The sequence below is a fragment of the Enterococcus sp. DIV0008 genome (assembly GCF_050542615.1).
Taxonomy (GTDB): domain Bacteria; phylum Bacillota; class Bacilli; order Lactobacillales; family Enterococcaceae; genus Enterococcus_D; species Enterococcus_D innesii.
Window position 1 is genome coordinate 515,917 of sequence record NZ_CP172937.1, and the last position, 21,140, is coordinate 537,056.

Genomic DNA, 21,140 nt, shown 5'->3' on the forward strand with positions numbered 1-21,140 from the left:
AATGACCGAACCAAAAAAGCCGTTGCGACCAATAAATGGTCACAACGGCTTTTGCTTTTTCCCAATAAATTTAGCGTGACGTACGGCTGGCTGGATCTAAGCGGCGTTCAATAAAGCTCAACCCAAGATCCGTAATGATCGCCATCAAGGCAGTTGGTAAAGCACCGGCTAAGATGATCGATGCACCATCCGTCGCATTGGTTCCACGGATGATGATGTCCCCCAGTCCACCAGCACCAACGAAAGCCCCAATAGCGGTGATACCGATCGCCACGACTAAGGCGTTTCGAATCCCTGCCATGATCACCGAAACAGACAATGGCAATTCGATCATATACAATCGTTGCCAGCTAGTCATCCCCATCCCTTTGCCGACATCTAACGTATTGCGGTCGACTTGGCGCATGCCGGTATAGGTATTTTTGATGATCGGTAACAAAGAATAAAGGAAAATCGTTAAAATCACGACATTCACACCTAAGCCCATGCCGATCATTAAAATCGAGATCATCGCTAAAGATGGAATCGTCTGGATGATATTGGCGAAACGAATCACCCAATCTGCCAAACGCATTTTTTTAGAAATCAAGATCCCGATTGGAATGCCGACGATCGAGGCAAAAAGTACCCCGTAGATTGAAATCAAGAAGTGACGAATGAACTGGGCAAAAACATAGCCGCCATTTTCTTGAAAATAGAAAAGAAATTGTTGGAATAAATTCATGTCTGCCATTTCGTCACTCTCCTTCGAAGTAATTATTTTCTTCTAAGAAACGTTCGGCAACTACCGTTGGTTCTAGAAGGTCATTATCCACTTGGTAATTCAATTCTTGCATTTTTTCGGTATCGATTTTGCCTGCTAATTTGTTCAGGGCATCGCCGATTTCAGGTGTTTCTTTCAATAATTTGTCATCGACGATCGGTGCGGCATCATAAGGCGGGAAGAAGTTTAGATCATCTTCTAGCATCACGAGATCGTAACTGCCGATCCGGCCGTCGGTTGAGTACCCTAAAACGATATCCATTTTTCCGTTATCAACAGCATCATAAACGAGACCGATCTGCATCGGTAGGATATTTTGGAAAGAGAACCCATAGGCTTTCTGGAAGCCATCGTACCCATCACCGACCCGTGTGATCCACGCGGTATCGACCCCTGCAACTAATTGATCTGCGACATCTTTCAAGTCACTGACTTTTTCCAATCCGTATTTTTCGGCAGTGTCTTTTCTGACAAGAAAGACATATGTGTTATCAAAGCCGTATGAAGGGAACCAAGTCTGTTGGTACCGTTGCTCAAATTCTGATTTGACTTTGTCAAAGGCGGCTTGCGGATCAGATTCTGGCTCCAACCCTAACGTCGTGGTCAAGTCAGTTCCTGTGTAGCGGGCAGCTGAGATCGACGCATCGCCATTCATCATCGCTTGGTGATTGATGGTCGTTGTTGCTAAGTTGTTAATGACGGTTGTGTTTTTATCCGTATAGTGTTCGACCATACCGGCAACCACCGCGCCAAGAATTTGGGCTTCGGAAGTGATCCCACCTGTGATCGCCACGGTATTCTCATCAGAAGTCGATGCTAAACCGGGAAAGGAACAGCCGGACAGTAAAGCGACACTTAAGGAAAACAACAGCGCTAATTTTGAAGTTTTTTTCATTACGCATCCCCCCTTAAGGCAGCTGGTGTTAGTTTGTTTTCTAACAAACCCAACAACCAGTCAGCTAATAAAGCAAAGATCGTCACTGGAATCGTCCCAGCAAAAATCAAAGGCGGTTGGTAGTTGTTTAGTCCGCTAAAGATCAAATCACCAAGTCCACCGGCACCGATGTAAGAAGCCAAGGTAGCCCAGGCTAAAACATACACGGCCGATAAGCGGATCCCTGCCATGATCGTTGGGATCGCTAGGGGTAATTCCACACTGATGATCGACTGCAAGTTGGTCATCCCCATCCCTTTGGCAACATCGCGGTAATTCCAATCGACTTTTTTCATTCCAATGTAGGTATTTCGCAAAATCGGCAACAAGGAATAAATGAAAAGAGCGACGATAGCAGGGACTTTTCCGACACCTAAAATCGGGATCATCAATGCCAATAGGGCCAAAGAAGGCACGGTTTGCAGCGCACTGGTGATGCCGATCACGACCGTTGCTGCTTTGGGGAAACGGGTCAAGATCACACCGATCGGTACGGCAACAAGAATCCCTAAGAGCAAAGCCGCAAAGGAGATATACAAATGTTCGAGACTTTTGGTGACCAATTGGCCGCCATATTCATTAAAGAAGCTTTGCATGCGCTAGACCTCCTCAGTTTCTTCAGGTTTCGCCGACTCAATGGCTTCCATGATCGATGGCTCATCGCCCCAAATCACGTCATAAACGATATCAACTAGGGAAGCACGGGTCAAAATCCCAACTAAATGTTTGTCGGCATCTACTACCGGCACATATTTTAAGCCGCGTTTTAAGATACGTTGCAAGGTATCCCGCAACAAGGCGGTTTCGCGAACGAAAAAGACATCTTTGTTCAAGATATCGCCGACACTAGTAACTTTGCCACGGTTGCGGTCGATGGATTCGACATCGATGTAGCCTTTTAGCACGTTGCTATTGTCGGTAACCAGCAAGGTATCGACCCGTTTTTCCCGCATCAAGTGAATCGCTTCTTGTAAGGATTTTTCTGGTGTGATAGCGATCGGGGTATTTAACATTACGTCTTTGACTGGCGTCGTGTCAGGTTTTGCTTGTAACAAGCGGTCTTCACCGATCAATTCTTCCACAAACGGTGTTGCTGGGTGTTGCAGAATATTTTCTGGTGTATCAAATTGAATGACTTTTCCTTCACTCATGATCACGATGCGGCTAGCAAGCTTCAATGCTTCATCCATATCATGGGTAACGAAGACGACAGTTTTTCCAAGCCGTTCTTGCAAGTCTTTGACCAAATCTTGTAGGGAGTCACGAGTAATTGGGTCTAGTGCGCCAAAAGGCTCATCCATTAAAATGACATCTTGGTCAGCTGCCAGGGCACGGACAACACCGATCCGTTGCTGTTGCCCCCCAGACAACTCGTTGGGGTAACGGTCGAGCATTTCTCGCGGCAATTCCACTAAGTCGATCATGCGCTCGGCAGTTTTGTTGCGTTCTTCTTGGCTGACTTTTAACAATTTTTGAACCAATGTGATGTTTTCCCGAATCGTCATGTGAGGCATCAAACCGATGCTTTGGATCACATAGCCGATTTGACGGCGTAACTCTACTGGGTTGATCTCTGTAACGCTTTTTCCATTGATCAAGATTTTTCCTTTAGAAGGATCCGTCATACGGTTGATCATCCGCATACAAGTCGTCTTTCCGCTACCACTTGTCCCGATGAAGCAAATGAATTCGCCTTTTTCAAAGGAAAGATTCACATCTTCAACAGCGACTTTACCACCTTTGTAAATTTTGGATACCTGCTGAAACTCAATCATGATGTCACCTCTATTTTTATTTAAGCAATCTGAATAATGGCTTATAATCTGTACTAAGTATGCCGAAAAGTCACGTGTTATTCAAATAATCTGCCCATTTTTTTCATAATTGTATAGACAAAACTGAAAATAGCGCCATAAGCAAGTCCAAATTAAGGAGCGATGCATAGAGAAAAGAAACGGCGAAGCTCCCTCGTTATTTTTCATTGGGAAAAGGGGTGCTTTTTTGTAGAACGCCTTGGCAGCAGTCTCTTTAATTTTTTCTAAGAAAGGGCAGAATTAAAAGCTGTTTTTTCAATTTTTATAAAAACATGCTAGAATAGAGAAGAATTTAGGGAAAGAGAGGAACAACATGCTTACAACTGAAGATTTTGATTTTGACTTACCGGAAGAACTGATCGCTCAAACGCCATTAAGTGATCGCTCAAGTTCCCGTTTATTAGTGGTTGACCGCGAGACTGGCAAATTTGAGGACAAGCACTTCTATAACATCATTGATGAATTAGCACCCGGTGATGCCTTGGTGATGAATGATACACGGGTATTACCAGCTCGTATCTATGGCGAAAAACAAGAAACCGGTGCCCATCTGGAAATCCTTTTACTGAATAATATTGAAGGGGATACGTGGGAAACCTTGATCAAGCCAGCCAAAAGAGCCAAAGTCGGCACGAAGATCACCTTCGGCGACGGACGATTAGAGGCAGTGGTGGAAGAAGAGCTCGATCACGGTGGCCGGATCATTCGTTTTCAATACAAAGGAATCTTTTTAGAGATTCTGGAATCACTTGGCGAAATGCCGTTACCGCCTTACATCAAAGAACGGCTAGAAGACCCAGACCGCTATCAAACGGTTTATGCCAAAGAAAACGGCTCAGCTGCCGCACCAACTGCCGGCTTGCATTTTACCCCAGAATTGCTAGAACAGATCGCAGCAAAAGGCGTTAAGCTGGTTTATCTGACTTTGCACGTTGGTTTAGGAACGTTTCGTCCAGTTAGTGTCGATAATATCGCTGATCATGAGATGCACAGCGAATTTTACCGTTTGACAGAAGAAGCTGCCTCGCAATTGAACGAGGTTCGGGCAAATGGCGGCAAGATCGTTGCAGTCGGAACGACTTCGATCCGTACATTAGAAACCATTGGGACCAAGTTTGATGGGCAAATCAAAGCCGATAGTGGGTGGACGAGTATTTTTATCACGCCAGGCTATCAGTTTAAAATCGTGGAAGCTTTTTCTACTAACTTCCACCTACCAAAATCAACCTTAGTGATGTTAGTCAGTGCCTTTGCAGGACGCGACCTAACACTTTCTGCCTACCAGCATGCCATCGATGAGCGATATCGCTTCTTTAGCTTTGGCGATGCGATGTTCTTAAAATAAATAAAAAACTGAGCGACGTAAGCGGCTCTTTAAGTTGAATCAATTTCTCAACTTTTAGAACTGCTTTTTTGTCGCCCAGCTTACTACTAGAGGAAGGTATAAGTGGTGGTCGCTTTTTGTGGTCCATGCAAAGCAATGTTTCTCGAAAATTTGTTTTCATTTACAAACTTACACATGTTTCGTGTATTCCGATACAAAATGAGACGTATCATTTTTCGATATGGAAATGTTCGATCCTTGTTACGTTTTTCTTCTTGTTACTTTACACGTTTGGTACTAGGTGAAACTTGTACGTTCAACAACTTTTAGTAGATTGAGTTTGCGATATTTACGAAAACCACCAACAGAGTTGCTACCTTCCTTACACCTATACTATAACACGAAACGGAAGCGTTTGCAAAAGAAAAAGGTCGTTTTCCTCAAAAAAAAAGACCGGCGAACCGATCTTTTAAGCAAGTGCTCGTTTAGGCAGATTGTCATAAAACGCTGCTTTGGTTGCACTGATGTAAGGTGTCAGCCATAAGTAGCCGATTCCTGCAGTCATGATGGCCAAAATGTGCCAGCCGATGAAGCTCAGATCAAGGATGAACAGTTGACCTTTGTAGCCTCTCATTAAATGACGGCTACCTGTGATGCAGCTGAGAAAATCTGGCCGCATGCCCGTTTCTTCATAGGTATCATAAAAGACAAAATATGCTTGAGAATAAGAATAAGCTTTAATGATCCCAGGAATGATAAACAGGAACGTCCACAACGTCGTGAAAATAGTCGAGAGAATATAAATGACGATGATCCCTAACACGAAAGCACCACTGAAGCCACGAAAGACATCAGAAAAGGGTTGGATCGACTGTTTTTTACCGCGTAAAAGATCAAGGAAAGTCCAAGAGATCCCAGCACCGAATAAGGCAGAAAATAGACCGCTGATCAAACCGCCGCCGCCACTGCCACCACTGCCGCTAGCGGAATTGACTGCATCGGTAGAACCAAGATCATTGAACATACCGCTTTGATACAATGGAATAACAGTAAGGACGATAATGACGAATGCGATAGCGATCGAGATCAAAGTCGGTACAATACACATCAAAACACTGTCTTTCCAGCGTCCTCGCAGCATTGCTTTTGCTTCTGCTTTTAGTTCTCTATTTGATTTCATTTCAAAAAACCTCCCTTCAATATAAATAACATGATAGCAAACTTTCGCTAAATCTTCAAAAAAAAGTAATAGATGTTTCGCATGACTAGGAGAAAATACTCTTAGTTTCTTTAAACTTCCTTGCAAAATGTAAGGGCAACCCTTATCATAGATAGCGTTGCACAGTTAATCGAGTATAGAGAGAAAGTAGGGAAATGAATGACGGAACCAGCCATTCGTTATCGTCTGATAAAGAAAGAAAAGCATACCGGTGCCCGTTTAGGCGAATTGATCACGCCTCACGGAACCTTTCCAACGCCAATGTTCATGCCAGTCGGCACATTAGCAACGGTCAAAACCCTTGCCCCTGAAGAGTTGAAAGAAATGGGTGCAGGCGTCATTTTAAGCAATACCTATCACTTGTGGTTACGTCCAGGAGAAGACATTGTTGCAGAAGCAGGCGGCTTACATAAATTTATGAATTGGGATCAACCGATCTTAACAGATTCAGGTGGTTTCCAGGTCTTTTCATTAGCCGAAATGCGCAACATCGTCGAAGAAGGTGTCCATTTCAAAAACCATTTGAATGGGTCGAAAATGTTTTTATCTCCTGAAAAAGCGATTGATATCCAAAACAAATTAGGGTCAGATATCATGATGAGTTTTGATGAGTGTCCGCCATTTGATGAAAGCTATGACTACGTCAAAAAATCGGTGGAACGGACGTCTCGCTGGGCGGAGCGTGGCTTGAAAGCCCATGCCAATCCAGATCGTCAAGGCTTGTTTGGGATCATTCAAGGTGCAGGCTTTGAAGACTTGCGCAAGCAAAGTGCCCAAGACTTGATCAGTATGGACTTCCCAGGGTATTCCATCGGCGGCCTGTCAGTTGGCGAACCAAAAGCGGAAATGAATCGCGTGTTGGAATTTACAACTCCTTGGATTCCAGAAAACAAACCACGTTACCTGATGGGCGTTGGGGCAGCGGACTCCTTGATCGATGGCGTGATTCGCGGTGTCGATATGTTCGACTGCGTTTTACCAACACGGATCGCAAGAAACGGTACCTGTATGACTTCGAAAGGTCGTTTAGTCGTGAAAAATGCGCAATATGCCCGTGACTTTCGACCAATTGACGAGAAGTGTGATTGCTATACATGTAAAAACTATTCTCGTGCGTACATCCGCCACTTGATCAAATGTGATGAAACCTTTGGTATGCGTTTGACGTCTTACCACAATGTCTACTTCTTATTGAATCTGATGAAAAATGTCCGTCAAGCCATCATGGATGACAACTTGTTGGAGTTCCGTGAGCATTTTATTGAAGAGTATGGGTTCAACAAGGAAAATGCGAGGAATTTCTAACATTCTCTACTAAAATGGTGGGAATAATAGAGGAATTCTGATAAAGTATCTTATAGGAAAGAAAATAAATCGAGGTGAAAAAAATGGCACAATCTTTACCAATGCTCTTTATGCTGGTTGCTTTAGTGGCAATGTGGTTCTTTATGAGTCGTTCACAAAAGAAACAACAGCAAGAGCGTAAAAATCTTTTAGAAAATATGAAAGCTGGCGATGAAGTCGTAACCATCGGCGGACTCCACGGCGTTCTTTCTGAAGTCAACACAGAAAAAAGCACCGTGATCATCGACTGTGAAGGAATTTTCTTAGAGTTTGATCGTTCAGCGATCCGCACAGTGAAACCTGGAACTGTTGCATCCGTTGAAACACAAATCGAACCAGCTGATGTCGAAGACGCAACGAGCATCCAAGACGAAACCAAAGAATAAGCACAAACGCACCGTCGCTTTCTCAGAAGCGATGGTGCATTTTTTTAGTAGTCGGACAGTTTCTAAAATAAAACAAGCACCGCAGCAAAACAGAGATCGCTCGTTTTGCTGCGGTGCTTTGATTGCCTTCGTTACTCGATCGGAATCAGTTTCTTTGACGCTTGTTTGCCTTGGTCTTTTGGCAACGTCAATTTCAAAATTCCTTCAGCGTAAGAGGCTTTGATTTCATCCTCTTTGACGTTTTCTAACAGGTATTGCCGCCGAACGCTTGTCAAGCTGCGCTCGCTGCGAACCAGACGTCCTTTTTCATCTTCGGTCGCATGATCCGTCTGGTGTTGTCCCGTAATCGTTAAAACCCCATTTTCATAGGTTACTTGAATATTTTCCTTAGGGATGCCAGGCAGTTCTGCTTCAACGAGAAATTCCTTGTCATTCTCGTGAATATCGGTTTTGATCAGGTTCGATGGAAACCCATCAAAAAAACTGCGGCCAAAATCTTCAAAGAAATCAAAAGGTGTCATACTGTATGAATCTGAGCGGCGTGGCACAATCTCATGTGTCATAAGAATCATCCTTTCTTTATTCTTTTGTTTTTACACTTTTTATTTTATTCGTTTTTTAGCGAATTTCAAGTGATTTACTCGCTTTAAAAAAATCTTAAAAAACCTTTGATACCAACGTTTTACTCCTTGATTTTGGCGTGTTTTTACCTTGCTTCGTTCCTGTTTTTCCCCTCATTTCGACTGCTTTTTCTGCGTGACAGTATATACTTAATGATATATACTAAAAGCGAAGTGGAGGAGGAAAAACATGGCACGTTATAGAAAACGAATGCTTGTTGCTTTGATCTATGCATTGCTGTCGTCGATTGCCCTAAATCTCTTTTGGCTGCCGGGAAATATTTATGCGAGTGGGATCACTGGTTTGTCGCAATTGTTGTCGCAGCTTTTAGATGAGCAGTTGAATCTGCAGCTTTCGATCCCGCTTTTGGTGCTTTTTTTTAATGCGCCATTGTTAGCGGTTGCTTGGGTCAAAATCGATCGAGAATTTACCATCATGACGGTTTGTACCGTCGTCCTGTCTTCTGTTATGATGAAGGTAGTACCGGTCATTGCTTTAACGACCGATCCGGTGATCTGTGCCGTGTTTGGCGGATTGCTGCACGGGGTGTCGGTGGGCTTGACATTGAACGACGATTTTTCAACGGGTGGGCTTGACATTTTAGGGATTTTAGTGAAAAAAGCCACTGGTAGAAGTATCGGCAGTTTCTTTATCGGCTTCAATGTCAGTTTGCAGCTAGCAGCTGGGCTGATCTTTGGCTGGCCTTATGCTTTTTATAGTGCCATTTCCTTCTTCATCAGTGGGCGGATGGTCGACTACGTCAACCTGAAGCAGCGGCGTGTACAGCTGCTGGTCGTTACAGAAAAAGCAGAACCCGTCATTACGACGTTGCAATGTGCCTTGCAGAGAGGCATCACGGTCATCAACGATGTCGAAGGTGGATTTGATCATCAACAGAAAAAACTATTATTACTGGTCATTTCCCATAGAGAACTCAAGACCGTCGAAGGCATGATCCAAGGAATCGATGAACAAGCGTTTGTCAGTGTTTCTTCTGGCGTCAGTGCCAATCGATCGTTTTATGAATGGTAGCAAAGTGAAAGAAAGTAGGAGAGACGTTGAAAAAACAAGCAGTATTTCAAGAAGTTGCCCAGCAGATTGCGCAACGGGTTCATGAAGGTACGTACGTGACGAGCCAAAAGCTTCCTTCCGATTATGATTTAGCAGAGGAATTTCAGTGCAGCCGTTTAACGGTGCGCAAAGCCATCGATCTATTAATTGGCCAGAATTTGTTAGTGAAAGAAAAAGGCAAAGGAACCTATGTCATGAAACAGCCCAAGATCCAAAGCGGCTCTGGCGGGCTCCAAAGTTTTACCGAGACCGCCAAAATTCAAGGGAAAAAGACCCGTACGGAAGTTTTGCATATCGAAACCGTCAAAGAGCTCCCGATAGAGATTGGTCAGCTGTTTGGCGATTACGCCAAGGAACCGATCGTTTATTTGGTGCGCTTGCGTTACTTTGATGATGAGCCGATGACGGTGGAAAATCTTTACGTACTGAAACGCTATCTGCAAGAAGACACCGCAGAACTCACGAAAGCTCAATTAGAGTCGTCTTTGTATCAAGTCATTGAAGCCAACATCGAGATTGGTTATTCCCATCAAGAGGTGGAAGCTGTGAAAAGTCCTGCCGATATTGCGAAACTTTTACAGGTGCCTCAAGAGGAACCGATGCTTTTGGTCCATTCGATGACCTATTCCGCATCAGCCAAACCGATCTTATACGATACATCCTATTACCGAGCAGACAAATATACCTTCAAAAATACATTAGTGCGTCAAAAATAAAATCAATCCTTTAGAGGTGAAGACAATGGATCCACTCACAGCAAGTATTGAAGCCAATTGGTCAGAATTTCTCACGCTTTTGAGCGAAGTGATGCAGATTGCAAGCGTCAAAGGTGAGCCGGCGCCCCATGCGCCTTATGGCAAGGGACCACGAGAAGTGTTAGCATACGTCATGGAAAAAAGCGCAGCATACGGGTTTCAAACAACGGTCATTGATGATGCAATCGGCTATGCCCATTGGGGACCAACGGATACCGACTATATCGGTGTGTTAGGACACTTGGATGTCGTGCCGGCAGGTTCTGACTGGAGCTACCCACCGTTTGCACTAACTGAAAAAGACGGCAACTTTTATGGCCGTGGGATCTTAGACAACAAAGGCCCGATCATCAGCTGTTTGTTTGCCATGAAATTGTTGAAAGACCTTGGTCATCAACCGCAATTACCGCTGCGGATCATTTTCGGTACAGATGAAGAAAGCGGTATGTCGGATATCCCGCATTATCTAGCGGCTGAGCAGCCACCGCGTTTTGGTTTTACGCCAGACTGCAAGTATCCAGTGGTTTACGGCGAACGGGGTGTCGTCAATGTGCAACTTGATTTTCCATTGCCCACCCAAGAACAGCAGCTGTTAGCGGCGTTTTCTGGCGATCAATTCCGCGATCATGTGCCAGACCACCTATCGGTAACCGTAGGCAGCCAGTCCTTTGAAGCACTAGGCAAACGCTCCCCTAGCAATGCCCCTGAGCTAGGGGACAATGCCATTACAAAACTTGCGCAGCAAGCGGCACCGCAACTGGCGGCGACACCGTCCTTGCAAGCAGCTTTGCAGTGGATCACCCAAAGTTTTCACCAGCAGCACTATGGCGAAGGCATTGATTTGGTACTAGAAGATGCCGACTCAGGAAAATTGATCTTGACCCCTGTGGTTCTCCAAAAATCCGCCAGTGGACTAGCGTTAGAAGTGGCCTTCCGCTATCCTGTATCGGTAACGGAGGAACAAGTGCTCGCTGGGGTGCAAAAGGCATTGCCAAAAGGGGCAAGTCTTACGATCCTTCGCAGCATTCCAGGGTTCTGCCGATCAAAAGATGCCCCCGAAATCCAAACGCTATCGACAATCTATCACCAAGTAACGGGCAATGATCCAACCCCCGTGACGACTACAGGAGCAACCTATGCCCGCAAGATGCCAAACATCCTTGCTTTTGGTCCGTCTTTTCCAGGGCAAAAAGGGATCGCTCATAACCAAGATGAGTACATGGCGGTTGCCGATCTACGGACGAATCTTGAAATTTATTTGCGCAGCTTACAAGCACTGACAAAATAAGCGAAGACACGAACGAAGAAGAGTTTTTCCAATTTTTTTGAGAAACTCTTTTTTTAGTATAGACATAGTAGTATATACCGTATAGAATATACTTGAAAGCGCTATGAAAAATGGAGGGATATTTATGTGGGGAATGATTGCTACATGGCGGATGGCACACGATGGTGTGCTCGCTGCTAAAGCAATATTAGAGCAACAAGGCTCCTGCCAAGATGCAGTAGAAACAGCCATTAAAGCAGTGGAAGATTATCCATTTTATAAATCGGTGGGGTATGGCGGACTGCCCAACGAAGAAGGCGTGTTGGAAATGGACGCTGCCTTTATGGATGGTGATACCTTCAAAATTGGTGCCGTCGCTGGGATCGTCGATGTGGAAAATCCTATTTCCGTGGCACGCAGCCTAAGTGAGGAAAAATTCAATAGTTTTCGGATCGGCCAAGGAGCGGTCGCTTATGCGCTTGCCGAAGGATTCCAGCCCAAAGAGATGCTGACACCCCGAGCCAAAACCATTTGGGAAAAGCGCAAAGCAGAGATCGCTGCCAACAACCTCGATCCCTATGACGGCCACGATACAGTGGGAGTAGTTGCGCTGGATGAACACCAAAGCATGGCAGCAGGAACCTCTAGTTCTGGTTTATTTATGAAAAAAAGCGGTCGTGTTGGCGATTCACCTTTGTCTGGATCTGGTTTTTATGTGGATAGTGAAATCGGCGGTGCCGCTGCCACAGGGTTAGGGGAAGACTTGATGAAAGGCTGCCTTTCCTACGAAATCGTTCGTTTGATGGGAGAAGGGCTAGCACCGCAAGAAGCATGTGATCAAGCCGTTTACGACTTTGAAGCGCGATTGAAGAAGCGCTACGGCAAAGCCGGCGCCTTCTCGCTGATCGCCTTAGATAAACAGGGGCGCTGGGGGGTGGCAACCAATGTAGAATTTACCTTTAGTGTCGCAACCACCAATCAAGAGCCAGCTATTTTTATGGCAACACCAGGACCTGAGCAGACAACCATAATCGAACCCATCACGAAAGAATGGTTGGAGGCGTATGAAAAACGAATCAAAGCGCCGGTCTAACAACCGCGATTGAGAAAAACAAACATTGGAGGAATGGATATGGCAACGAAAAAAATCTATTTGTTTTGTGAAGCTGGAATGTCAACGAGTATCATGGTCAATAAAATGATGGAAGTCGTCAAAAAGCACAACATGCCTTTGACGATCGAAGCATTCCCTGCGATCCACGCAGAAGAAAAAGTCGAACAAGAAAAACCAGTCGCTATTTTGTTAGGTCCACAAGTACGACACTTAGATAGCAAAATGAAAGCAACTTTCGAGCCAATGGGGATTCCAGTCGGCACGATCGCGACAGAAGCATACGGCATGATGGATGGCGAACGAGCATTGAAAGATGCCTTGAGCTTGATCAAAAAAGCCAAAGCAAAGTAATAAAAGTGTTGGAGTAACAGGGGACTACGTGTTATCTGCTAGATAGCACGCAGATGGGAGGAAGAAAAATGCAGAAATTTTTAAACTGGTTAGAAAAAGTGTTAACACCGATGGCAAAGACGATCGGTGAAAACAAATACTTGATTGCGATTCGCGATGGTTTCTTATTGTCCACACCGTTGTTGATCGTGGGTTCACTCTTTTTAGTCTTGACCAATTTTCCGATTCCAAATTGGAACGAGATGATGAGCGGTTTGCTGGGAGACAACTGGGCAACAATGTTGAATATGCCAGCAACAGCCAGCTTTGACATTATGACGATTTTAGCCGTTGGTGGGATCGGGTATAGTTTGGCAAAACAGTTTAAAGTTGATGCCATGCAAGCAGCCATTATTTCACTCGTTTCTTTTTTTATCGTGACACCATTTACGACCGTTTTCACACCAGAAGGCTCTACGGAAGTATATGAAGTTGGCAGCCTGCCATTACGATGGATGGGTTCTAGCGGTTTGTTCTTAGGGATGGTCGTTGCCTTGATTTCCACCAGAATGTTCGTTGCGTTATTACGCAAAGGGTGGACGATCAAAATGCCTGACGGTGTTCCCCCAACCGTGGTGAAATCCTTTGAGGCATTGATTCCCAGCTTTGTGATCGTGACGGTTTTTATGATCGCCAACTGGTTAGCCAACTTAACGTCTTATGGCAATCTGCAAGAGATCCTCTTTAAGTTCTTACAGACACCGTTGTTAAGTTTAGGAAATACTTTAGGTGCCATGATCATAGCCTACCTATTTTTGCATTTTTTCTGGTTCTTTGGGATCAATGGTTCCAGTGTGGTCGGCGCTGTCTTCAACCCTATCTTACGGGCATTATCTATTGAAAACTTAGATGCTTTCAAGAATGGCGCAGAAATTCCTAACATCATCACCGGTCAATTTCAAGACATGTTCGCGACCTTTGGCGGGGGCGGTTCGACATTGTCTTTGATTTTAGTCATGATCTTAGTCTGTAAAAGCCAAAGGGTCAAAAAACTATCACAGTTATCGTTGATACCAGGTATCTTTGGGATCAATGAACCAATCATCTTTGGGTTACCGATCGTCTTGAATCCAGTTCTGCTGATTCCTTTTGCTTTAGTGCCAACGATCAATATTATTATCTCTTACTTCTGTATGGATCTTGGGTTAGTCAACTATACCAATGGAATTCAACTGCCATGGACCACGCCACCGATTATTTCTGGTTTCTTAGTCAGTGGTTGGCAGGCGTCGGTTTTACAAGTCTTGTTGATCCTCTTAGGAATGGCTATTTATTATCCGTTTATCAAAGTCTTAGATAATCAATATCTAAAAGAAGAAGCGGATGCCGTTGAACAAGAAGAAGAGGAAATCAATTTTGATGATTTCGATTTTGATGATCTATAAGAAAAGAGGCACCGCTCATGAAAAAAATAATTTTGATTCTCAATCATGTCACTGCAGGGATGGGAAGTGATGAAAATGCTCAGTTGCCGCCAAGCGGCAAAAAAGCTGCCCTTGGTCCAGGTCGAACATTGAATCCACTTTTTCAAGAGCAAGACGCACAAATCGTTGCAACGCTTTATTGTGGTGATCAATATTATCACGAGCACCAAGAAGAAGTGAACAAAAAATTTGTGGAGTTTGCTAAAAAATTTGATGCCGATGCCGTTCTTTGCGGACCTGCGATGCATTATCCTAATTTTGGCGAAATGGCAGCAGGATTGACGAAAGTATTCAATGCGCAAGGAATTCCAGGGGCTGCAGCGATGTCAGAGGAAAACCCAGCAGTGGCAATCTATGCCAAAGACATCTATATCTTGAAGATGCCGAAAAAAGGCGGGATTGGATTGAATGATTCCTACAAAAAGATGGCGCACGTTGTTTCCCAGCTTGCCCACGGAAAGCCTCTAACAGAAGTAGACCAAGAGGATTTGTTTTAAAGAGAAAGACGATCAGCGTTGGCTGGTCGTTTTTTTTGTCCTCAATAGACACTAATAGCCATTGAGGGAGGGACAGAATACTAGAGGGAGTATACGGCAATCTTAGATAAAATAGTAGAAGGAAGAGTGATTTTTTTCCAAAGTGAACAAAAAGTTTTTTTAACCTATTGTTCAACTTAACACATGACATTTTTCTTAAGAAAAATCAAAACTTTTGTCCACTTCTTTTCCTTGAAAGCTCTTGAAAACGCTTAATTTGAGGGGAGTTTAATAAAACTGTGAAAAAAATCACAAAAACTATTTACAAACAAAAAAAGATGTTGTATGATCTGTATGTGAAGTAGTTAACAAACAAAACATGTTTAAAAACTAGGAGGACATACAATGGCTAAGACATTGGAAAAAGAAGTGACAATCGACGTACAAGCAATGATCGACGATTTAGCAACGAAGGCAAATGTGGCGTTAAAAGAAATGGAAAGCTTTGATCAAGAAAAAGTGGACCACATTGTTCATGAAATGGCAATGGCAGCATTAGACAAACACATGCCTTTAGCTAAAATGGCAGTAGAAGAAACTGGCCGTGGCATCTATGAAGATAAAGCGATCAAAAACATGTACGCTTCAGAATATATTTGGAACAGTATCAAACATGACAAAACAGTCGGCGTGATCAATGAAGACAAACAAAAAGGCTTGATCGAAATCGCTGAACCAGTTGGTGTCGTTTGTGGGGTAACACCAACAACCAACCCAACATCTACAACGATCTTTAAAGCAATGATCGCTTTGAAAACACGTAACCCGATCGTTTTTGCTTTCCACCCATCTGCACAAAAATGTTCAGCAGAAGCTGCACGTATCGTTCGTGATGCAGCCATCGCTGCTGGGGCACCTGAAAACTGTGTGCAATGGATCGAGCATCCATCAATCGAAGCGACTGGCTTATTGATGAACCACCCAGGAATTGCGATCGTATTAGCAACTGGTGGGGCTGGCATGGTCAAAGCAGCATACTCAACTGGTAAACCTGCATTAGGTGTTGGACCAGGGAACGTACCTGCGTATATCGAAAAAACAGCGAAAGTGAAACGAGCAGTCAATGACTTGATCGTATCAAAAACCTTTGATAACGGAATGATCTGTGCCTCTGAACAAGCAGTGATCGTTGATAAAGAAGTCTATGCCTCTGTTAAAGCAGAATTTGAAGCACATCAAGTCTATGTTGTAAAAGCAAAAGAATTACAAAAACTTGAAGATGCCGTGATGAACGAAGGGAAATATGCCGTAAATCCAGCAATCGTTGGACATTCAGCAATGGATATCGCGAAATTAGCAGGCATCAACGTACCAGAAGGAACAAAATTATTGATCGCTGAACTTGACGGTGTCGGTGCTGATTACCCACTATCAAGAGAAAAACTTTCTCCAGTTTTAGCAATGATCAAAGCAAACAACACAGAAGACGCGTTCGAAAAATGTGAAGCAATGCTTGATTTAGGCGGATTAGGCCATACAGCGGTGATCCACACTGAAAACGAAGACTTGCAATTAGCCTTCGGCCTACGCATGAAAGCTTGCCGTATCTTAGTTAACACACCATCTGCAGAAGGTGGTATCGGAAATATCTACAACGAAATGATTCCATCATTGACACTTGGTTGTGGTTCATACGGGAAAAACTCTGTATCACGAAATGTTTCTGCCGTGAACTTGATCAACGTGAAAACTGTAGCGAAACGGAGAAATAATATGCAATGGTTTAAATTGCCACCAAAAATCTTCTTTGAAAAGAACTCTCTAATGTACTTGGAGAAAATGGAAAACGTTGAACGTGTCATGATCGTTTGTGACCCTGGTATGGTTCAATTTGGCTATTGCGATACGGTTCGTGAAGTACTTGCTCGTCGTAAAAATGACGTGAAAATCGAAGTCTTCTCTGACGTAGAACCAAACCCATCAACAAACACCGTTTACGCTGGAACAAAAATGATGGTTGATTTCAAACCAGATACAGTGATCGCCCTTGGTGGTGGATCAGCAATGGATGCTGCCAAAGGCATGTGGATGTTCTATGAGCACCCAGATACTTCATTCTTCGGCGCGAAACAAAAATTCTTAGATATCCGTAAACGGACATACAAGATCGACAAACCAGAAAAAACCCAATTCGTTTGTATCCCAACAACGTCTGGTACTGGTTCTGAAGTAACCCCATTTGCGGTTATCACTGATAGTGAAACACACGTGAAGTACCCATTAGCTGATTACGCATTGACACCAGATGTTGCAATCGTTGACCCTCAATTCGTAATGTCAGTACCTGCTTCTGTTACAGCAGACACTGGAATGGACGTTTTGACTCATGCGATCGAATCTTATGTGTCAGTAATGGCATCTGATTACACTCGTGGATTGAGCTTACAAGCAATCAAGTTAGTCTTTGACTACTTAGAAAAATCCGTGAAAACACCTGATATGGAATCTCGCGAAAAAATGCATAATGCCTCAACAATGGCAGGTATGGCCTTCGCCAATGCATTCCTAGGTATTTGTCACTCAGTAGCCCACAAAATCGGTGGTGAATATGGTATTCCTCACGGACGTACAAATGCGATTCTTTTACCGCACATCATCCGTTACAATGCCAAAGACCCACAAAAACATGCAATGTTCCCTAAATATGACTTCTTCCGTGCCGATACAGATTACGCAGACATTGCGAAATTCTTAGGTCTTAAAGGCAAAACAACGGCTGAATTGGTTGAAGCATTGGCAACAGCTGTTTACGAATTAGGACAATCTGTTGGTATCGATATGAGCTTGAAAGCGCAAGGCGTCACTCAACAAACACTAGATACAACAGTTGATCGCATGGCTGAATTGGCTTATGAAGACCAATGTACAACAGCAAATCCAAAAGAACCACTAATCTCTGAATTGAAACAAATCATCGTTGATGCCTATAACGGCTAAACAATGAATCAAGAACACCCTGCGGTATCTTAGCTGCCGCAGGGTGTTCTTTTGTCGTCTCTTTTTTTGAAAAACAAGCTGGCAGTTGCCGCCTTTTTGCCCAGATCAGTTAAGAATGCGAAAAATAGCAAGTGAACAGGGGGGATCATAAAAAAGGAGTGGATTTCTCCACTCCGTAAAAGTCTCGTTTTTTCAGGATGTCACCAAGGCTGCTGCTTTTTTTGCTTAAACAGATATACTCGTTACTTGCTGACGTTTTTCTTCAAGCGTAGCATCTGGAAGCTTTGTTTTTCCAAGACGACACGCAAAATGCCGTCATTCAATTCCGCTGTTTTTCCATTGACGGGCACAACGTTGTTCGGGGTTGCTTCGGTATTGACGGCATGCAAGTCTGGGTGGTGCAAGACTTGATGGGTAGCGATTTGCAATGAATCATATTGACGCAAGTCGCAAGTGAATTCATTGGCATCCTGCAAATCCTTATTCACCAAGAAAAAGGTCAAATAGTCATCTTCATTTTCGATCGCAATGGCATCCACATAAGAAGCTTTTCCGTGGCTGCTATCGAAATCAGCTCCTCGAAGAATGCTGTGCAACACGTGACCGCGACCATAGTTGCTGATCATTTCATAGGGATAAAAAATCGTTTGTTTCCAAGCGGCAGTATCGGAAGTCATGATCGGTGCGATCACGTTGACCAGCTGTGCCATGCAGGCGATTTTAACGCGATCTGCGTGATGAAGCATCGTGATCATCATGCTTGCGACGAGTAACGCATCTTCAAAGTGATAGACGTCTTCTAATTGTGGTGGGTGTTGACTCCAAGGTTCAATTTTTTGATCCTGTTCATTTGAGTGATACCAGACGTTCCATTCGTCGAAGGAAATATTGATCGTCTTCTTGCTTCGGCGTTTGGCTTTTACTGCATCACAGATTGCTGCGACTTGACTGATGAACTGATCCATTGCGACATTGCTTGCTAGATAATCTTGGCTATCGCCGTTACGGTTGCCATAATATTGGTGCATGGAAATGTAGTCGACTTGATCGTAACAATGACTTAATACTGTATCTTCCCACATGCCAAAGGTCGGCATCGTGAGAGAAGAACTACCACAAGCGACGGTTTCGATCGTTGGGTCCACCAGACGCATCGCTTTGCCAGCTTCTTCTGCGAGACGGCCATATTCATCGGCTGTCTTATGTCCTTCTTGCCAAGGACCGTCCATTTCATTGCCTAGACACCAAAGTTTGATGTCATGAGGATTGGCCACCCCATGGGCACGCCGGAGGTCACTATAATAGCTGCCGCCTTTTAAATTGGTATATTCGATCAAGTTTTTCGCTGCTTCGATTCCTCGTGTACCAAGATTGATCGCCATCATCGGTGCCGTATTGACTTGCTTGGTCCAATCCATAAATTCGTTTAAGCCGAACTGATTGCTTTCGATTACCCGCCAGGCCAAATCGATTTTTGCTGGCCGTTGCTCTTTAGGGCCGACGCTATCTTCCCATTTATACCCAGAGACGAAATTGCCTCCTGGGTAACGGACGATCGGCACATTCAACTGCTTGATCAAGGCAGCGACATCTTGACGAAAGCCTTGCTCATCGGCAAAAGGACTTTCTGGTTGATAGATCCCTTTGTACACACAGCGCCCTAAGTGCTCCACAAAAGAGCCGTAGATCCGTTCGTCGACTGGTGCCAAAATAAAGTGTTTGTCTAAATACATCGTAGTTTTCTTCAATTTTGCAACCCCTTTCTTTTCTTTCATTGTAGCGATAGTCCATGAAAATAAACACTACATTCTGTCTTATTCTATTGACGTTTTGTCCGTTTTCTTTATACTAAAGGCAAGGAGGAAGGAGTGAGAAGTTGAACGTAACCTATTCAGGATTTCAAATGCACAATGCTGTTTCCGATCATATTTATCGCCCCTCTGGCTTAAAGCATTATCTTTTCGTGTTGACGTTGTCTCCAATGGTTTTCACTTTTGAAGATGGTCATCAAGAAACTAGTGAAAAAGGTAGCTGCATTCTTTTTCCTCCAACCGTCTATCAAGATTATCGTGGCAAAGAAGATTTTTTTAATAGCTTTGTTGAGTTTCAAACGGATCAGGTGATCGAAGAAACCTATGCGATCCCTTGTAACCAACTGTTCCAGCCGAAAAATATTCAACAAATCAACAAATTGATCCAAAAGATCAATCATGAATCCTTGTTGCCACAACGACACACGAAAGAATTGATCGCGGCGTATATGACAAATCTATTGGTCTTACTTGAACGCAATTTTGAAGAAAGCATCCCGCAACCACAAAACGAACACTATCAACTGTTTCAAGCGATGCGGTTGAAAATGTTAGTCAATTGCGAACAGCAATGGGATTTTTACCAGTTTAGCCGAGAGCTTTCCATCGGTAAAAGCCAATTCTATAAGCTCTATCAACAATTTTTTCATACAACGCCCAAAGAAGATTTATTGCAAGCTCGGTTTCAAAAGTTTTTTTATTTACGCAGCAACGAAACACTGACGATTCGAGAGGCGGCGTTTCAATCTGGGTTCCAAAACATCAACCATTTTAATCGGCTCTTTGCGAAGCGCTATGGCTGTGCACCGACAAAGTACCAACAGGAGCAATAGGCAGGTCTGATCGGTAAAAACGCAGAAAAAAGTCCGACGAATTCTTGACGGATGAAAGAGAAAACGGGACAATGTCATTAGGAGGTGGCGTATGGATACAGAAACGATCGTAAGCGAACTTTCTAAACGTTCAAGCGAATTGGAAGCGCTACAAAGCAAAATGAGTCAAAGCCAATTAATGAATAATGAAGCAGCACAAACGTTCATTTTTGACTTAAAGGATTATTTAGATAGCTTAAAGCTCGTAACGGATTTAGTACCGTCAGCGGCAACTACCACAGTGGAAGTTGACCAGTTGTCGTACGTCTTAGGTGAACAAAATCAAAGCATCCAACAGCTGCTGGTCATTTTGGAAGAAGCCGAAGAAAACGACGACCAGCGCTTTTTTGGCAAAAGTGCGGGAGAAGTGCGGCGGATGATTGGCAGTCTGACCGGGATTTTGGAACTAAACGGTCTGTTGCTGCAAGACAATCGGGGCTTTCAGCAAGTCGTGAAGGAAACTGGACCACTTCAGGTGACTGAAACAAAGGAAGTCTCTAAGAAAAAAGGGTTTCTCCAAAAGCTTTTCGGGAAATAAGCACTGATCGACAATCAAAA

The 21,140-nt window shown here is 43.8% G+C and carries 20 protein-coding genes; 13 read left to right on the forward strand and 7 right to left on the reverse strand.

Features of this window, described 5'->3' with window-relative positions:
• Positions 1–70: 70 nt before the first annotated feature.
• From IGI84_RS02420 to IGI84_RS02435, 4 genes are read right to left on the reverse strand one after another with little or no spacing between them, the layout of a single operon-like run.
• Positions 71–733, reverse strand: a complete 663-nt coding sequence (locus IGI84_RS02420; protein ID WP_005227316.1) for an ABC transporter permease — start codon at positions 731–733, stop codon at positions 71–73.
• A 4-nt stretch (positions 734–737) separates the two neighbouring features.
• Positions 738–1,658 carry an osmoprotectant ABC transporter substrate-binding protein gene (locus IGI84_RS02425; protein ID WP_060792624.1) on the reverse strand — a complete coding sequence of 307 codons (921 nt, stop codon included), beginning with the start codon at positions 1,656–1,658 and terminating at the stop codon, positions 738–740.
• A complete protein-coding gene (locus IGI84_RS02430) occupies positions 1,658–2,293 on the reverse strand; it encodes an ABC transporter permease (RefSeq protein ID WP_016609633.1) in 636 nt (211 codons plus the stop codon). Before IGI84_RS02430 ends, IGI84_RS02425 begins: the two co-directional genes overlap by 1 nt.
• 3 nt (positions 2,294–2,296) lie before the next feature.
• Positions 2,297–3,472, reverse strand: a complete 1,176-nt coding sequence (locus IGI84_RS02435) for a betaine/proline/choline family ABC transporter ATP-binding protein (protein ID WP_005227327.1) — start codon at positions 3,470–3,472, stop codon at positions 2,297–2,299.
• Between the two features lie 352 nt (positions 3,473–3,824).
• Here IGI84_RS02435 and queA point away from each other — a divergent pair, with 352 nt between their 5' ends.
• Entirely contained in the window at positions 3,825–4,856 is a 1,032-nt protein-coding gene (gene queA, locus IGI84_RS02440; protein WP_428219052.1) for a tRNA preQ1(34) S-adenosylmethionine ribosyltransferase-isomerase QueA, read from the forward strand.
• 448 nt (positions 4,857–5,304) lie between these two features.
• On the opposite strand, the gene IGI84_RS02445 is transcribed toward queA, so the two are convergent.
• On the reverse strand, positions 5,305–6,015 hold the full coding sequence (locus tag IGI84_RS02445; protein WP_010748743.1) for a DUF975 family protein: 711 nt from the start codon (positions 6,013–6,015) through the stop codon (positions 5,305–5,307).
• Between the two features lie 198 nt (positions 6,016–6,213).
• Between IGI84_RS02445 and tgt the strand changes: the two genes are divergently transcribed.
• Both tgt and yajC read left to right on the forward strand, forming a co-directional pair.
• On the forward strand, positions 6,214–7,359 hold the full coding sequence (gene tgt, locus IGI84_RS02450) for a tRNA guanosine(34) transglycosylase Tgt (protein ID WP_005227333.1): 1,146 nt from the start codon (positions 6,214–6,216) through the stop codon (positions 7,357–7,359).
• A gap of 83 nt (positions 7,360–7,442) precedes the next feature.
• Entirely contained in the window at positions 7,443–7,784 is a 342-nt protein-coding gene (gene yajC, locus IGI84_RS02455; protein ID WP_005232170.1) for a preprotein translocase subunit YajC, read from the forward strand.
• A gap of 131 nt (positions 7,785–7,915) precedes the next feature.
• Here the strand turns inward: yajC and IGI84_RS02460 are convergent, their stop codons facing one another.
• On the reverse strand, positions 7,916–8,347 hold the full coding sequence (locus tag IGI84_RS02460) for an Hsp20/alpha crystallin family protein (RefSeq protein ID WP_005227339.1): 432 nt from the start codon (positions 8,345–8,347) through the stop codon (positions 7,916–7,918).
• 247 nt (positions 8,348–8,594) lie between these two features.
• On the opposite strand from IGI84_RS02460, the gene IGI84_RS02465 reads away from it, so the two are divergent.
• The 8 genes from IGI84_RS02465 (at position 8,595) to adhE (ending at position 17,899) form a co-directional block, all read left to right on the forward strand.
• Complete coding sequence (locus tag IGI84_RS02465) at positions 8,595–9,437, forward strand: YitT family protein (protein ID WP_005227341.1); 843 nt, start codon at positions 8,595–8,597, stop codon at positions 9,435–9,437.
• Positions 9,438–9,463: 26 nt separating this feature from the next.
• Complete coding sequence (locus tag IGI84_RS02470) at positions 9,464–10,192, forward strand: GntR family transcriptional regulator, LSA1692 subfamily (RefSeq protein ID WP_016609636.1); 729 nt, start codon at positions 9,464–9,466, stop codon at positions 10,190–10,192.
• A 25-nt stretch (positions 10,193–10,217) separates the two neighbouring features.
• Positions 10,218–11,519: a Sapep family Mn(2+)-dependent dipeptidase gene (locus IGI84_RS02475; protein WP_428219054.1), complete on the forward strand. Its 1,302-nt coding sequence runs from the start codon at positions 10,218–10,220 to the stop codon at positions 11,517–11,519.
• Positions 11,520–11,643: 124 nt separating this feature from the next.
• Complete coding sequence (locus IGI84_RS02480; RefSeq protein ID WP_411415710.1) at positions 11,644–12,591, forward strand: N(4)-(beta-N-acetylglucosaminyl)-L-asparaginase; 948 nt, start codon at positions 11,644–11,646, stop codon at positions 12,589–12,591.
• Positions 12,592–12,630: 39 nt separating this feature from the next.
• Positions 12,631–12,963 (forward strand): PTS sugar transporter subunit IIB, encoded by a 333-nt coding sequence (locus tag IGI84_RS02485; RefSeq protein WP_005227348.1) that lies wholly within the window; start codon positions 12,631–12,633, stop codon positions 12,961–12,963.
• Between the two features lie 68 nt (positions 12,964–13,031).
• Positions 13,032–14,387, forward strand: coding sequence for a PTS cellobiose transporter subunit IIC (celB, locus tag IGI84_RS02490; RefSeq protein ID WP_008376054.1), 1,356 nt, complete (start codon positions 13,032–13,034; stop codon positions 14,385–14,387).
• 17 nt (positions 14,388–14,404) lie between these two features.
• Complete coding sequence (locus IGI84_RS02495; protein ID WP_368256799.1) at positions 14,405–14,923, forward strand: GrdB-related putative oxidoreductase; 519 nt, start codon at positions 14,405–14,407, stop codon at positions 14,921–14,923.
• Between the two features lie 384 nt (positions 14,924–15,307).
• Positions 15,308–17,899, forward strand: a complete 2,592-nt coding sequence (adhE, locus tag IGI84_RS02500; protein WP_008376050.1) for a bifunctional acetaldehyde-CoA/alcohol dehydrogenase — start codon at positions 15,308–15,310, stop codon at positions 17,897–17,899.
• A 242-nt stretch (positions 17,900–18,141) separates the two neighbouring features.
• Here the strand turns inward: adhE and IGI84_RS02505 are convergent, their stop codons facing one another.
• On the reverse strand, positions 18,142–19,674 hold the full coding sequence (locus tag IGI84_RS02505; RefSeq protein WP_430600686.1) for an alpha-N-arabinofuranosidase: 1,533 nt from the start codon (positions 19,672–19,674) through the stop codon (positions 18,142–18,144).
• Between the two features lie 101 nt (positions 19,675–19,775).
• Here IGI84_RS02505 and IGI84_RS02510 point away from each other — a divergent pair, with 101 nt between their 5' ends.
• Both IGI84_RS02510 and IGI84_RS02515 read left to right on the forward strand, forming a co-directional pair.
• The gene (locus IGI84_RS02510) at positions 19,776–20,543 is read left to right on the forward strand and encodes a helix-turn-helix domain-containing protein (protein WP_086293929.1); all 768 of its coding nucleotides are present in this window, start codon (positions 19,776–19,778) and stop codon (positions 20,541–20,543) included.
• A 91-nt stretch (positions 20,544–20,634) separates the two neighbouring features.
• Positions 20,635–21,120: a hypothetical protein gene (locus IGI84_RS02515; protein WP_430600688.1), complete on the forward strand. Its 486-nt coding sequence runs from the start codon at positions 20,635–20,637 to the stop codon at positions 21,118–21,120.
• The last annotated feature ends 20 nt before the right edge of the window (positions 21,121–21,140 follow it).

What these genes read in the sequence shown, in the direction of transcription:
- IGI84_RS02420 (WP_005227316.1), bottom strand. Translation starts at nt 733, where the DNA reads ATGGCAGACATGAATTTATTCCAACAATTTCTTTTCTATTTTCAAGAA.
- IGI84_RS02425 (WP_060792624.1), bottom strand. Translation starts at nt 1,658, where the DNA reads ATGAAAAAAACTTCAAAATTAGCGCTGTTGTTTTCCTTAAGTGTCGCT.
- IGI84_RS02430 (WP_016609633.1), bottom strand. Translation starts at nt 2,293, where the DNA reads ATGCAAAGCTTCTTTAATGAATATGGCGGCCAATTGGTCACCAAAAGT.
- IGI84_RS02435 (WP_005227327.1), bottom strand. Translation starts at nt 3,472, where the DNA reads ATGATTGAGTTTCAGCAGGTATCCAAAATTTACAAAGGTGGTAAAGTC.
- queA (WP_428219052.1), top strand. Translation starts at nt 3,825, where the DNA reads ATGCTTACAACTGAAGATTTTGATTTTGACTTACCGGAAGAACTGATC.
- IGI84_RS02445 (WP_010748743.1), bottom strand. Translation starts at nt 6,015, where the DNA reads ATGAAATCAAATAGAGAACTAAAAGCAGAAGCAAAAGCAATGCTGCGA.
- tgt (WP_005227333.1), top strand. Translation starts at nt 6,214, where the DNA reads ATGACGGAACCAGCCATTCGTTATCGTCTGATAAAGAAAGAAAAGCAT.
- yajC (WP_005232170.1), top strand. Translation starts at nt 7,443, where the DNA reads ATGGCACAATCTTTACCAATGCTCTTTATGCTGGTTGCTTTAGTGGCA.
- IGI84_RS02460 (WP_005227339.1), bottom strand. Translation starts at nt 8,347, where the DNA reads ATGACACATGAGATTGTGCCACGCCGCTCAGATTCATACAGTATGACA.
- IGI84_RS02465 (WP_005227341.1), top strand. Translation starts at nt 8,595, where the DNA reads ATGGCACGTTATAGAAAACGAATGCTTGTTGCTTTGATCTATGCATTG.
- IGI84_RS02475 (WP_428219054.1), top strand. Translation starts at nt 10,218, where the DNA reads ATGGATCCACTCACAGCAAGTATTGAAGCCAATTGGTCAGAATTTCTC.
- IGI84_RS02480 (WP_411415710.1), top strand. Translation starts at nt 11,644, where the DNA reads ATGTGGGGAATGATTGCTACATGGCGGATGGCACACGATGGTGTGCTC.
- IGI84_RS02485 (WP_005227348.1), top strand. Translation starts at nt 12,631, where the DNA reads ATGGCAACGAAAAAAATCTATTTGTTTTGTGAAGCTGGAATGTCAACG.
- celB (WP_008376054.1), top strand. Translation starts at nt 13,032, where the DNA reads ATGCAGAAATTTTTAAACTGGTTAGAAAAAGTGTTAACACCGATGGCA.
- IGI84_RS02495 (WP_368256799.1), top strand. Translation starts at nt 14,405, where the DNA reads ATGAAAAAAATAATTTTGATTCTCAATCATGTCACTGCAGGGATGGGA.
- adhE (WP_008376050.1), top strand. Translation starts at nt 15,308, where the DNA reads ATGGCTAAGACATTGGAAAAAGAAGTGACAATCGACGTACAAGCAATG.
- IGI84_RS02505 (WP_430600686.1), bottom strand. Translation starts at nt 19,674, where the DNA reads ATGAAAGAAAAGAAAGGGGTTGCAAAATTGAAGAAAACTACGATGTAT.
- IGI84_RS02515 (WP_430600688.1), top strand. Translation starts at nt 20,635, where the DNA reads ATGGATACAGAAACGATCGTAAGCGAACTTTCTAAACGTTCAAGCGAA.